This is a genomic window from Capnocytophaga sp. H2931, assembly GCF_002302535.1.
In the GTDB taxonomy this organism is placed as follows: domain Bacteria; phylum Bacteroidota; class Bacteroidia; order Flavobacteriales; family Flavobacteriaceae; genus Capnocytophaga; species Capnocytophaga canis.
This window is the reverse complement of the sequence record NZ_CP022381.1, coordinates 254,076-267,934: the sequence shown is the minus strand read 5'-3', so window position 1 is coordinate 267,934 and position 13,859 is coordinate 254,076. Positions and strand designations below refer to the sequence as shown.

At 34.2% G+C, this 13,859-nt stretch carries 14 protein-coding genes; 13 read left to right on the top strand and 1 reads right to left on the bottom strand.

Translation table 11 applies throughout. The features are described from left to right. Nucleotides 1–14: 14 nt before the first annotated feature. The 6 genes from CGC52_RS01130 (at nt 15) to CGC52_RS01105 (ending at nt 6,919) form a co-directional block, all read left to right on the top strand. On the top strand, nt 15–881 hold the full coding sequence (locus tag CGC52_RS01130; protein ID WP_095893192.1) for a helix-hairpin-helix domain-containing protein: 867 nt from the start codon (nt 15–17) through the stop codon (nt 879–881). 274 nt (nt 882–1,155) lie between these two features. After that, nucleotides 1,156–2,298, top strand: coding sequence for an acyl-CoA dehydrogenase family protein (locus tag CGC52_RS01125; RefSeq protein ID WP_095893191.1), 1,143 nt, complete (start codon nt 1,156–1,158; stop codon nt 2,296–2,298). A gap of 227 nt (nt 2,299–2,525) precedes the next feature. After that, nucleotides 2,526–3,086: an N-acetyltransferase gene (locus CGC52_RS01120; protein ID WP_095893190.1), complete on the top strand. Its 561-nt coding sequence runs from the start codon at nt 2,526–2,528 to the stop codon at nt 3,084–3,086. A gap of 11 nt (nt 3,087–3,097) precedes the next feature. Continuing rightward, on the top strand, nt 3,098–5,083 hold the full coding sequence (gene uvrB / locus CGC52_RS01115) for an excinuclease ABC subunit UvrB (protein ID WP_095893189.1): 1,986 nt from the start codon (nt 3,098–3,100) through the stop codon (nt 5,081–5,083). A gap of 294 nt (nt 5,084–5,377) precedes the next feature. Continuing rightward, complete coding sequence (locus CGC52_RS01110; RefSeq protein WP_095893188.1) at nt 5,378–5,911, top strand: helix-turn-helix domain-containing protein; 534 nt, start codon at nt 5,378–5,380, stop codon at nt 5,909–5,911. A 99-nt stretch (nt 5,912–6,010) separates the two neighbouring features. Beyond that, nucleotides 6,011–6,919 (top strand): hypothetical protein, encoded by a 909-nt coding sequence (locus tag CGC52_RS01105; RefSeq protein ID WP_095894415.1) that lies wholly within the window; start codon nt 6,011–6,013, stop codon nt 6,917–6,919. A gap of 173 nt (nt 6,920–7,092) precedes the next feature. On the opposite strand, the gene pyrE is transcribed toward CGC52_RS01105, so the two are convergent. Further along, the gene (gene pyrE / locus CGC52_RS01100) at nt 7,093–7,734 is read right to left on the bottom strand and encodes an orotate phosphoribosyltransferase (protein ID WP_095893187.1); all 642 of its coding nucleotides are present in this window, start codon (nt 7,732–7,734) and stop codon (nt 7,093–7,095) included. Between the two features lie 7 nt (nt 7,735–7,741). On the opposite strand from pyrE, the gene CGC52_RS01095 reads away from it, so the two are divergent. The 7 genes from CGC52_RS01095 (at nt 7,742) to CGC52_RS01065 (ending at nt 13,608) form a co-directional block, all read left to right on the top strand. Continuing rightward, complete coding sequence (locus tag CGC52_RS01095; protein ID WP_095894414.1) at nt 7,742–8,356, top strand: NUDIX hydrolase; 615 nt, start codon at nt 7,742–7,744, stop codon at nt 8,354–8,356. Between the two features lie 49 nt (nt 8,357–8,405). Beyond that, nucleotides 8,406–10,007: an apolipoprotein N-acyltransferase gene (gene lnt / locus CGC52_RS01090; RefSeq protein WP_095893186.1), complete on the top strand. Its 1,602-nt coding sequence runs from the start codon at nt 8,406–8,408 to the stop codon at nt 10,005–10,007. A gap of 120 nt (nt 10,008–10,127) precedes the next feature. Then, complete coding sequence (locus tag CGC52_RS01085) at nt 10,128–10,493, top strand: PadR family transcriptional regulator (RefSeq protein ID WP_042008439.1); 366 nt, start codon at nt 10,128–10,130, stop codon at nt 10,491–10,493. A 152-nt stretch (nt 10,494–10,645) separates the two neighbouring features. Continuing rightward, the gene (locus CGC52_RS01080) at nt 10,646–11,359 is read left to right on the top strand and encodes a hypothetical protein (RefSeq protein WP_095893185.1); all 714 of its coding nucleotides are present in this window, start codon (nt 10,646–10,648) and stop codon (nt 11,357–11,359) included. Nucleotides 11,360–11,459: 100 nt separating this feature from the next. Continuing rightward, complete coding sequence (locus CGC52_RS01075) at nt 11,460–12,155, top strand: hypothetical protein (RefSeq protein ID WP_095893184.1); 696 nt, start codon at nt 11,460–11,462, stop codon at nt 12,153–12,155. Nucleotides 12,156–12,164: 9 nt separating this feature from the next. Further along, complete coding sequence (locus CGC52_RS01070; protein ID WP_095893183.1) at nt 12,165–12,863, top strand: hypothetical protein; 699 nt, start codon at nt 12,165–12,167, stop codon at nt 12,861–12,863. A gap of 49 nt (nt 12,864–12,912) precedes the next feature. Beyond that, nucleotides 12,913–13,608 carry a hypothetical protein gene (locus CGC52_RS01065; RefSeq protein ID WP_042343291.1) on the top strand — a complete coding sequence of 232 codons (696 nt, stop codon included), beginning with the start codon at nt 12,913–12,915 and terminating at the stop codon, nt 13,606–13,608. Nucleotides 13,609–13,859 lie beyond the last annotated feature (251 nt).

The window sequence follows — 13,859 nt, the reverse complement described above, 5'->3', positions numbered from 1 at the left end:
AGGAGGGTTTTTATATGAAAGGTTTTCCATTTTTCAAAAGAAATCAGCGAATTGGAATCTTCCTATTGCTACTACTTATTGTATTGATACAAATCGCTTATTTTGTAGTTGATTTTAGTGAAAAAACATCTGAAAGATCTTCGCAATTGTTTGCAAACATAGAAAAACAGGTCGATTCGTTGCGTACTGTAGCGTTACGTCCCAAAAAAGATACAATCTATCCCTTTAATCCAAATTATATTACTGATTATAAGGGATATATTTTAGGAATGTCTACCGAAGAAATAGATCGATTATTGGCTTTTCGTAAGCAAGGTAAATTTGTAAATAGTACCCAAGAATTTCAAAATATTACAAAAATTTCTGATTCTCTACTGAAAAAAATAGCTCCAGCGTTCAAATTCCCTGAATGGGTAAACAACAAAAAATCAAATGATTACCAAAAGGTAAAAACTTCATTGACCTCTTCTCACAAAGAAAAACAAGATATTAATACAGCCACCAAAGAACAACTGATGGAAGTAAAAGGAGTAGGTAATGTGTTGTCAGACAGAATATTAAAATACAAAGAACGTCTACAAGGATTTGTTGAGATGGATCAATTAGCCGAGGTGTATGGTTTGGAAACAGATGTTGTTGAGCGACTCAAAATACAATTTGAAGTAAAAACACTTCCGAATATCGTTAAAAAAGATATTAACTTGATAACCCTCAGAGAATTAGCTAAAATTCCGTATCTTAAATACGAGGAAACTAAGAAGATCATTGGGTTACGAAGTGAGTTGGGAAATTTTAAAAAATTTGATGATTTGTTGGAAATCAATGAATTTGACACATTGAAGATACGAAAACTCCAATTTTATTTGTTTATTGAGAATTAAATACTTTTATTTTTCAAATTATTTATGTAATATTGCTCACGAGAGAGGTTAGCAGTTCGTGATGCTTTACAAAAAGAGAACTGTCATATCCTGCCGAACTTTTATTACCTTGATTACACATATTTTCGACATATGTTCGGGATTTTGGTAAAGGAAGAAAATTTGTATAATCTGTACTATATTATTTGTTATCAGATTGTTGTTAGGTGATTGAGGTAAGGATCTTGGCCTTTTGATAAAATTTAAATAGCAACCATATAAAAATAAATAGCGTATGAATTTTAGTTATTCCGAAACACAAAAGATTGTAGCTGAGACGGCCAGAGATTTTTCTGAAAAATATATTCGTCCTAATGTCATGAAATGGGATGAATCGCAGGAGTTTCCCGTTGAGGTATTCAGGAAAGCAGGAGAGATGGGCTTTATGGGAATTTTAGTTCCTGAAGTTTATGGAGGTTCGGGGCTTGACTATCATCAGTATATAGCCATAGTGGAAGAAATTTCAAAGGTTGACCCATCGATAGGTTTGTCGATAGCAGCTCATAACTCACTGTGTACAAATCATATACTTTCTTTTGGAAATGAAGAACAAAAACGAAAATGGTTGCCAAAATTGGCTTCAGGTGAATGGATTGGAGCTTGGGGAATTACTGAACATAATACAGGGTCTGATGCAGGAGGAATGAGTACAACAGCTGTGAGAGACGGTGATTTTTGGGTGTTGAACGGAGCTAAAAATTTTATAACACATGGAAAATCAGGTCAGATAGCAGTTGTCATTGCACGTACTGGAGAAAAAGGAGATAAACATGGTATAACAGCTTTTGTGGTAGAACGCGGTACTCCAGGGTTTAGTTGTGGTAAGAAGGAAAATAAATTAGGAATGCGAGCCAGTGAAACGGCCGAAATTATATTTCAAGATTGTAGAATTCCAGACTCTAATCGATTGGGAGAAGTAGGAGATGGGTTTATTCAAGCAATGAAAATTTTGGACGGAGGACGTATATCTATCGGTGCTTTGTCGTTAGGAATTGCTAAGGGAGCTTATGAAGCCTCGGTGAAATATGCCAAGGAGCGTATGCAGTTTGGACAAAGATTGATTGACTTTCAGTCTATTGCGTTTAAAATAGCCGATATGGCAACTGAAATAGAGGCTTCCGAGTTGTTGTTGCATAAAGCCGCTTATTTGAAAAATACAAATCAGAAAGTAACCCAGCAAGGAGCGATGGCAAAAATGTATGCTTCTGAGGTATGCGTAAAAGTTTCCACTGAAGCCATTCAAATTCACGGTGGTTATGGCTATACTAAGGATTTCCCTGTCGAGAAATTTTTCCGTGATTCCAAATTGTGTACTATTGGAGAAGGAACTACTGAAATTCAAAAATTGGTCATCAGTCGAAATATAGATAAAGCCTAATTCCGAATAATATACAATAAGCTAATGCCATGGTAAAAGCATTAGCTTTATCTTTTTTGTATGAAATCTTACTAAATCATGATACTTCGAACATTATGATATGTTAGTAAGATTTCTACGAAATTAAGGTGAAACCCTGTAAATATTTAATTTTTAACTCTTTGAAAAAGATGTTTTTATATAGGATATACCGCATATTTGAAAAGTAAACACTTAATTGTAAAAAAATGATTCGATTTGCAATAAAAAATGATGCTGATTTTGTAGCTCCACTGATGTTTCAGGCAATGGAAGAAATTGTTTTCAAACTCATTGGGAAAGAAGACAAAAAGGAAGCAATTTCTTTCCTAAAAACGCTTTTTTTGGAGGAAAGAAATCAATATTCCTATACAAATACAATTGTTTTTGAAGAAAATAGCCAAGCTATTGGCTCTTTAGTTTTTTATGATGGTGCCGATTTGCACGAACTTAGAAAGCCTGTTCTGACATTGGCTGAGCAAATTTCTGGAAGAAAAATCATTGTTGAAGACGAAACTTCCGAAGGAGAGATTTATATCGACACAGTAAGCGTAAGCCCTCAAGGACAAGGAAAAGGCATTGGTTCACAATTAATTACTTTTCTGCAAGAGTATGTTTCTAAAAACAAACTTGGAAAAATCGGGCTACTTGTTGATGAAAAAAATCCACAAGCCGAAAAGCTCTATACACGCTTAGGATTTGAATATGTGAATAAACAATCACTAGCAGGTGGAAGTTATAAACATTTGGTTTTTGAAACACATAAATAAAAATACACTTAATGCAATTCTCTATACAATCTGATTTTCAGCCTACTGGCGACCAACCTCAAGCCATTAAGCAACTCACACAAAGCATCGAAAAAGGGGAAAAATATCAGGTCTTACTCGGTGTGACTGGCTCAGGGAAAACCTTTACTGTGGCTAATGTGGTGCAGAATGTGCAACGTCCAACGCTTGTTTTGGCTCACAACAAAACCCTTGCTGCTCAATTATATAGCGAATTTAAAGCGTTTTTCCCGAACAATGCGGTGGAATATTTCGTGTCGTATTACGATTATTACCAACCCGAAGCTTACATTCCCACTACGGGAACGTACATCGAAAAAGACCTATCCATCAATGAAGAAATCGAAAAATTACGGCTTAGTGCTACTTCTTCTTTGCTTTCAGGACGACGCGATGTGTTGGTTGTGGCTTCCGTTTCGTGTCTGTATGGAATCGGGAATCCTATTGAATTTCAGAAGAATGTAATCACTATAAAGCGAGGCGAAGTACTTCCACGAACCAAATTTATGCATCGTTTAGTGCAAAGTTTGTATGCCCGAACCACTGCCGATTTCATTCACGGAAATTTCCGAGTAAAAGGCGATGTGGTGGACGTTTATCCGGGCTATTCTGATACGCCTTTCCGCATTCATTTCTTTGGAGATGAAATCGAAGAAATTGAGGTTTTCGACCCACAAACTAACAAAGTATTAGAACGTTACGATAGTTTGAATATCTATCCTGCCAATATGTTCGTAACCTCGCCCGACGTGTTACAAAAAGCCATTTGGGACATTCAACAAGATTTGACCCGACAGGTAGAATATTTTAAAGAAATAGGCAAACATTTGGAAGCCAAACGATTGGAAGAACGCACCAATTTCGATTTGGAAATGATTCGCGAACTCGGTTATTGTTCAGGCATCGAAAATTATTCACGTTATTTGGACGGAAGAGAACCTGGCTCGCGTCCGTTTTGTTTATTGGATTATTTTCCTTCTGATTTTCTGATGGTTATCGACGAAAGCCACGTAACCGTTCCGCAAGTACACGCAATGTACGGGGGCGACCGCAGTCGTAAAGAAAATTTGGTGGAATACGGTTTCCGTTTACCTGCTGCTTTGGATAATCGTCCGCTGAAATTTGAAGAATTTGAAGCCCTTCAAAATCAGGTGATTTACGTAAGTGCCACCCCTGCCGATTATGAGCTTCAAAAAACGCAAGGAGTTTACGTTGAGCAAATTATACGCCCCACAGGTTTGCTCGACCCTGAAATAGAAATCCGCCCAAGCGAAAACCAAATTGATGACTTGGCAGAAGAAATTCAGCTTCGCGTTGAGAAAGACGAACGTATTTTAGTAACGACCCTGACCAAACGAATGGCAGAGGAGTTGACCAAATATCTGACCAAAATCGGGGTGCGTTGCCGATACATTCACAGTGATGTGGATACCCTTGAACGTGTGGAGATTATGCAGGATTTACGGCGTGGATTGTTTGATGTATTGGTAGGCGTAAATCTGCTTCGTGAAGGCTTGGATTTGCCCGAAGTTTCGCTCGTTGCCATTTTGGATGCCGACAAAGAAGGCTTTTTGCGTTCCACACGGTCGCTAACCCAAACGGTGGGGCGTGCCGCTCGTAACGTAAACGGAAAAGCCATTATGTACGCCGATAAAATTACGCAAAGTATGCAAATTACCATTGATGACACGAATTATAGGCGTGAAAAACAGATGAATTACAATCTTCGTAATGGTATCACACCCAAGCCCTTAAATAAAAAAATCGAAAATACGCTCAGCAAAAGCCCAATTACCGAATTTCATTACGACCCATCGTTCAAACACGTTGCCGAAGCTGAAATACCGTATATGACGGACAAAGAGCGGACAAAAAAAATAAAAGAACTCAAAAAACAAATGGAATCTGCTGCTAAAGAATTAGATTTTGTAAAAGCAGCACAATTGCGCGATAAGATTAAAGAATTGGAGGCTATTTAGCATAACAAAAAATTGTCCGAAAAGCTTTGCCTTTAATGGTTCACTGAGAAAACTTTCCGAACGAATTTTAGTATGAGCATGTGTTAAATTTGGTCGTGCTTTAAGATTTTTTTTCCGTTTTTTCCTATTTTTGTACTCTGACAATCGGAGCAATGCAGTGTAATTGTGATTAAGATTTAACAAAAGTACTACGTTTTTTCCTGATTGTTAATTTTTTATGTCATCATACTTTTTACAGTACGACCAAATACTTTTCCGTTACCTGCAATTTTAACCAAAATACCGCTAAAACCTATGACGAATAAAGTGAAATTTTTGAGAGAACAGAAAAATTTAACGCAAAATGAACTTGCAGAAAAATCGGGAGTTTCTTTGCGCACAATTCAACGGATTGAAGCGGGAAACATTCCAAAAGGTTTCACTTTGAAAAACATTGCAAAGGCTTTGGATACTGAACCCGAAAATCTATTTCAAGAAAAAGAAAAATTTGAAAGAGCGAAATTGATTAATTTTTCTGCGTTGTCAGGACTAATTTTGCCATTTGGAAACGTGATTATTCCACTGATTTTAACATACAGAACCAAAGATTTAAAAAACAAAACTATTGGAAAGGAAATTGTAGGCGTTCAAATTATCTTAACGATGATACTTTCGGTTTCAATGATTTTAAGTCCATTTATTCAGAAAATAATTGGAGCGAAATTTCCTCTTTTTGTAGTTCCACTAATCATTCTTATTTGTGCAAAATTGTTTGTTATTATAAAAAATGGGATTAGTTTGAATCAAAAACAAGATTTATCTATTAAACTGAAAAACAATTTTTTATAACCCATTTCGTGAAATTGTCGTAAGATTGTCGCCCTTAATTTTTAATGTTTTCAAATTAAATTGCAGAAAATTGCAGAAAAATTTTGAATGAAAACGCTTATGAAAACATTTGTAAAAATCTTATTGACATTTTTGGTAATTATTGTTTTGTCCTCAATAATTGGATATTTTTATTTTGACAAAAAATTTACTCCTGAAAAAAATTATCTCAATATTAAAAATGAAAGTGGAGAAATTTTTATAAAATGGGGAAATGAAAAAAACAGCATTCTGTTACCCATTAAATTTAGTGGAAATTCCACAACTTATTTTATGCAGTTTGATACAGGAAGTCCTTCAACTATTTTCTATAAAAAAGCGGTAGAAAATATTCCGAATATAAAAATAAACACACAAAATAAAAGGGCTATTGCAAGTTTCAATTTAGGAAATTCAATAATTTCTTCCGATAAGTTTAAGGTTTTAAATTATGGAGATAAAACGGACACTCTAAAAATTATTGGAACAATTGGTTCCGATATTTTAGAGAATAGAATAACAGTTCTAAATTTTAAAGAAAATTTATTAGAATTTAATATAGATAAAATGCCAACGAACTTTGAAAATAAACTATCTGATTTCCAATTCAAAAAAAGAAAAATAATTATAAAAGGAAGTTTGAGAGGTAAAGACGAAAAATTTTTATACGATACGGGAACAAGTGCTTATGAATTGGTTACGAACAAAGAAGTTTGGCAAAAATTAAAGTTAGCAAATTCAAAAATTAAGATTGAGAAAGAAAATTCTTGGGGAAATATTTTGACAACTTACACCTCAAAATCTAATGAAGAAATATCTTTAGGAAAGAATAAAATTCATTTGAACACTGTTACTTATGTAGACGGATTTTCACAAACTCAAAGTTTACTGATGAAATTTTCTGGAATGACGGGAATGTTAGGAAATAAAATCTTCTTGAATAACAAAATTCTGATTGACGGAAAGGTAATGAAAATAGGCGTTGAATAAAAAAACGGCAGGTAGCATCGATTTAGCAAAAGTCGGGGTTAAAGGAAAGGTTGAATTTCAGTTTTTAAAATTTAGTACTACAAAAATTGTCCGAAAAGTTTTTTTGAGTATTCATAAGAGATTCATAGACAAAACTTTCCGGACGAATTTTAGCGCGAGCATGTGTCAAATCTTTACTGTCGCCACTGCGATGGATTTTGACGCCACTCTTTGAGAGTATGTAGCTCATCTTTAGTGATATACCCTACCTTTAACGCTTGTGTCAATAGGTTTTCGTAGTCGCTGAGTGTATATAGTTCTACTTTTTCATTAGCGAAATTCGTATGAGCCAAATCGAATCCGTAGGAGAAAATGGCAATCATTCCCAAAACGTTTGCTTGACTATCTTTGAGGGCTTTAACCGCATTCAAACTACTCATTCCTGTACTGATAAGGTCTTCAATGACAATAACGTTTTGATTGGCCTCCAAAAGTCCTTCGATTTGGTTTTGCCTACCGTGTTTTTTAGGTTCGGGGCGTACGTAAATGAAAGGCAAATTGAGTATGTTTGCCACTAACATCCCAATACCAATTGCCCCTGTAGCTACTCCAGCAACCGCTTCTGTTGTTGGAAATTTTTCCTTAATTTGTTCAGCCATTTGCGAAGCGACAAAATTACGAACCTCTGTGTATGAGAGAATTATACGGTTGTCACAATAAATTGGCGATTTCCAGCCCGAAGCCCATGTAAAAGAATTTTCAGAATTCAATTTAATTGCTTTTATTTGCAATAAAAATTCAGCTGTTTTTTGTGCAGTGTTACTATTTAAAACCATTTTGATTATGTATGAAATTTTTATAAACGACAAATCGATTGTTCTAACAAGTGTAGAGCAGACAAATGTAGGGGAAAATAATAAGAATATCAAATATTTTCCTTTAAAAAAGGATATTACTATTGAATTTCTTGTCTCTGAAATAAGTAAGAAAGAAGTTGATAAAATTTATCTTTATCATCCTAAAGAGGAAAAACTTTTGAAAAAATTCAAGAAAAAAATTACGACCATCAAGGCAGGTGGAGGTATTGTAACCAATGCAAAAGGTGAAATACTTTTCATAAAACGACAAGGCAAGTGGGATTTACCCAAAGGTAAAAAAGAAAAAGGCGAAAACATTGTTGTCTGTGCTTTGCGAGAAGTGGAAGAGGAAACAGGAGTTAAAAAATTGAAAATCATACGTTTTAATACGATTACATATCACGTATTTAAACACGATGGCACGTATTTTATGAAAGAAACTTATTGGTATGATATGTTCACTAAATACAAAGGAAAATTAAAACCACAGACCGAAGAAGACATTGAAAAAGTACGTTGGAAAGCTCTCTCGGAGATTCCAGAATTGCTCAATAATTCGTACCGAAGCATTCAGAAAATATTTGAAGGAATTAAGGAGTGATTTCTCATCCAAAATTAGTATCCCATAGTTCTCCGAATACTACATAGAAATGAAAAAAAATATACTATTAGCCTTATTTTCAGGAATATTATTAGCCATTTCGTGGCCTACTTATGGATTTGCGGTGTTTATCTTTGCAGCGTTCGTTCCTTTACTGTTTGCAGAGCAACGCATTCGCAGGAATTACAAATATACTAAACGGAAGTTGTTCTTTGTCAGCTATTTGTCTTTTTTAGTATGGAATGTAATTACCACATGGTGGATTTGGAATTCAACCCAAGGCGGTGCCGTTTTTGCTATTTTGGCAAATACGTTACTGATGACGATTGTTTTTCTATTGTTCCATATAGTAGCTAAGCGTGTGGTTCAGAAAGTAGCGTATATTTTTCTGATTTCCATATGGTTATCATTTGAAAAGTTTCATTTAACATGGGACATTTCGTGGACATGGCTGAATTTAGGAAATGTATTTTCAGAATATCCAGCGTGGGTGCAGTGGTACGAATATACGGGAACCTTTGGAGGAACTTTATGGGTTTGGTTGGTTAATATTATCTTATTTTTATATATAAATACTTTTATTGAGACCCAAAATAGAAAAATATTAGCCAAAGGTGTCGGAATTTCGATTTTATACTTTGCTGTGCCTGTTATTTTTTCTTATTTCACGTATTTTAACTACAAAGAAGATGAAAACCCGATAGATGTTATTGTTTTACAGCCAAATGTAGATCCTTATTATGAAAAATATCAGATTTCTAATCCTGAAATCGCTAATTTATTAGTTAAATTATCCGAGAAGAGATTAGATAATAACGTCAATTTTATTGTTACTCCCGAAACCGTTTTTGGAGATAACATAGGACTCAACCAACTGCAACAATCGTGGGAGATTTCCATATTGCGACGAATGGTGGCTCAGTATCCCCAATTGAATGTAGTTGGTGGTGTAGCCATGATTGATTTTATTGAAGATGAATCTCTATTGACTTCGCAGAGTAACTATTTGGAAAGGCACAACATTTGGTATAACGATTATAATTCAGCCTTTTTGCTGAATAAAAATGCGGATATTCCACTATATCATAAATCAAAATTAGTTGTTGGAGTAGAAAATTTCCCATATCAAAGTGTTTTGAAACCTATTTTCGGGGAAACATTGATAGATTTGGGGGGAACAGTAGCCATAAAGACCACTCAACCCCATCGGAGTGTGTTTTACGGAGAACAAACCGAAGGAAAAGCAGCTCCAATTATCTGTTATGAATCAATCTATGGCGAATTCGTAACCGATTATGTCAAGAATGGGGCAAATTTCTTAGCCATACTTACCAACGACGCTTGGTGGCAAAACACCCAAGGACATAAGCAATTACTGAGTTATGCACGTTTGAGAGCCATCGAAACCCGGCGAAGCATTGCCCGAAGTGCCAATACAGGAATTTCTGCCTTCATCAATCAGCGTGGCGATGTGTTGAGCTTATTGCCGTATGATACGCAAGGTAGCTTACGAGCTACTATCAATCTGAATGAAGAAATCACATTTTACACAAAATCAGACGATTACTTGGCTCGAATATCCTATTTTTTGAGTTTGTTTGTGTTTTTATACGCAATAGCTCGGAAAAGGGAGGTGATATTTCGTAATTAGTAAATAGCAAATAGTAAAACTTTTAAACCTTTAGCCTTTACGGTTGGAGGTTTATTTTTTTGTAATAAATTTTATTACATAAGAAAATTATGTATATTTGCAACATAAATATATAAGACGATGAAAAAACAAAATTCAGCACTTTATAAAGGAAGTCTGAGTACCATCATTATGAAGCTGTTACAGGACAACGGACGAATGTATGGCTATGAAATTACTCAGAAGGTAAAGCAGCTTTCGCAAGGAGAGATTGCCATAACTGAAGGTGCTTTATACCCAACTTTGCATAAACTCGAAGCCCAAGGATTACTTACACCTGAAATTGAGCAGGTAGACAACCGCATTCGTAAATACTATAAAATAACGGAGAGCGGTATCAAAGAAACCGAAAAACAGGTGTCTGAAATACAAAATTTCATAGCTTGTCTTCAGAATATTATTAATCCTCAGGGAGATACGGATTTAGTACCCGTTGTAAAACTATAATTCCAATAAAGATAAAAATATTCCACAGATACCCTGACGGATTATTTTTTAGATTTTAGATATATTCTGTTGAAGTTTGTGTTATCAGTGGAAGCAAAATCGTAGAAATATATTGCAACATATCTCTGCAATAAAAAGCAATACCATATAATATGAAAAAAGTAACCCCAAAACAAATCGAACGTCTGTATGAATTTACGCATCAGTGTCAGGTGAAATACTTTGACGTACAAACTGAACTGGTTGACCATCTGGCAAATGCCATCGAAACACATTGGCAAAAATTTCCTGATGACGATTTTGAAATCGTTTTAATACAAGAAGCTCAAAAGTTTGGTACTTTTGGTTTTAAGGAAATTACAGAAGAGAAAGAAAAACAACTGCGTAAACGATATAAGAACATTATTTGGAAAGAAATAATCGCTTTTTTCTCGTTCCCAAAAATTATAATGACAATAATTCTGACAATGTCATTATTTATTTTGTTAAACCTATCTTCTGACAAAGGAACCGTTGTTAATGTGCTGTTTATGAGTACCTATTTAACAATTATTTCTTTCTTCATCCAACAATATATCAGGAAGAAAAGACAGAATCAAAACGACAAAAAATGGATTTTAAAGGATATTATTTTTAATAATGGTTGGTGTGCTTCTCTTTTAGTAATCATACTTAACACACTTTCTATGGCTAATATTCATCATACTGAGTATATTGAAAATAAATATTTTATAAGTATATTTTCTTTTGTCATAGTTCTTATTTATATTTTTTCTTATTTGGTGTTATTTCATATTCCTTTCAAGAGTGAAAAATATCTTACAGAAACATATAAGGAATACAAAGTAGCAAAACTTACATCGTAAAAGTAATGCGAGTTTGTTACAAGTCAGAAAATTACAATGAAAAGTAATTCCGAATAGAAATACCCAAATAAAAACACATAAACTAAAATCGAAAAATTTTATGAAAACCATAACCCCAAAACAAATCGAACGTCTGTATGAATTTACGCGTCAGCATTACGTGGAATACTTTGACGTACAAACTGAACTGGTTGACCATCTGGCAAATGCTATCGAAACACATTGGCAAGAATTTCCTGACGACGATTTTGAAACGGCTTTGCAGAAAGAATTCCGAAAATTCGGGGTGTTTGGGTTTAATGATATTGTAGAGGAGAAAACAAAACAAATGGAAAAATTGTACAAAAAATTGCTTCGGAAGAAAAAAATTGAGTTCTTCACCTTTCCTAAAATACTACTTACTCTTTTTATATCAGCTGTAATATATACATTACTTTCCGCTTTTAATACTATGTGGATGCCTTTCTTAGGAATAATCATTGTGTTTTATATTTTCAAAGGTATCATCTATCTGAAAACTAAATCTATTTACAAAAGAAAATCAAACAAACAATGGCTTTTCAAAAACATCTTTCTGTATCAGGATAATTATCCTTTGTTGTTACACACTTCTATGCACATCATACTTTATTATTGGCTGTTCATTCAAAAGCAGCATATTCCTATCTTATTTATTGTTGTAGGCTTTACGCTTCAATTTATCTACACGTATATTATAAGCTATCATATTCCGAAAAATAGTGACTGCTACTTTCTGGAAATGTTCCCCGAATACAAATTTGAACTCTCAAACTAAGTTTCTACTATGAAAAAAGTAACCCCAAAACAAATCGAACGTCTGTATGAATTTACACGTCAGCATTACGTGGAATATTATGACGTACAAACTGAACTGGTTGACCATCTGGCAAATGCTATCGAAACGCATTGGCAAGAATTTTCTGACGACGATTTTGAAACGGCCTTGCAGAAAGAATTCCGTAAATTCGGGGTGTTTGGGTTTATGGATGTGGTGGAACATAAAACTAAAGAAATGAATAAACGTTACAGCAAAATACTATGGCAGAAAATTAAAGACTTTTTTACTTTTCCTAAAATAATGATGACTTTGTGTATTGCGTTGGTTGTTTATACAGTTTTGTATTTCTTCAAGGATATAGCCGCTGAAATCGTTGGTAGTATGACACTTATCGTTTTGTTTTTTATATATGCCTTTTTACTTTCAAAACCCAAGTTATATCAAAATAAAACTGATAAAAAATGGCTTTTTGAAAACGTCCTCTTAGGGTATAACAACTATGTGGGGGCGTTAGGATTGTTGGCTCAGCTTCATTTTTTTATTAGATATTTGGGAGAAAATATTGCTTTTATGGCTGTTTTTTCGATTTTAATTACGTTTTTAGGTATATCGGTATATTTAGTTTTTTATTATTTACCCAAAAATCGAGATAAGTATCTAATGGAATTGTATCCCGAATATAAAGATTTTATGATAACTACTTAGTATGGCATATTACAATATGTCTTCAAATAAAAATAGAATAGTATATAATATGAAAAAAGTAACCCCAAAACAAATCGAACGTCTGTATGAATTTACGCGTCAGCATTACGTGGAATATTACGACGTACAAACTGAACTGGTTGACCATCTGGCAAATGCTATCGAAACGCATTGGCAAGAATTTCCTGACGACGATTTTGAAACGGCCTTGCAGAAAGAATTCCGTAAATTTGGAGTGTTTGGGTTTATGGATGTATTAGAAGAAAAAACCAAACAAATGAGTAAACGTTATAATCGAATGTTGTGGAAAAAAACCAAAGAACTGTTTGTTATTTCCAAAATAATCTTGATATTTTGTATTGTTATCTCCATTTTTTCACTATTTACTTTGTTTGGGAACGCAAAAATTATGGTTCCCGCGTTGTCTCTTGCCATTTTTATTGCTGCTATTGTATTTATGGTTAAAAACAGACGTACGCTTAAACAAAAAGGTGATAAAAAGTGGCTTTTTGAGGATATCATTTTGCGATTGAATGATCATACTTTCTTTTTCTTCTTTCCTTGTCAGATGAGTTTACAGTTTTGGCGTGATTTTCCTGATACTGAAATGGCGTACATAATTTATTCTGCAGTATTCACGTTTCTACTTGTTTTGATGTACGTGCTAATGGTCTACTTTCCCAAACATCGTGACAAATATCTTCAGGAATTATATTCTGAGTACAAAACGCAGTATATCAAGTAATTTTAAGAATATCAAAAAGTAATGAGTAGAAAAAAACTTTATATATTCTACTGCTCTGTATGGATAGATGTATTTTTTGAAAGGAGAATCTGCAAAGATTCGATGAATCTCTGGAAACAAAAACCTTAAGTAGGGGCGTATCGCAATACGCCCTTACGATGGTACAGGAAACTGTAAAGGCGTATCGCAATACGCCTTTATGATGGTACAAGAAACCGTAGGAGCGTATCGCAATACGCCCTTACGATGGT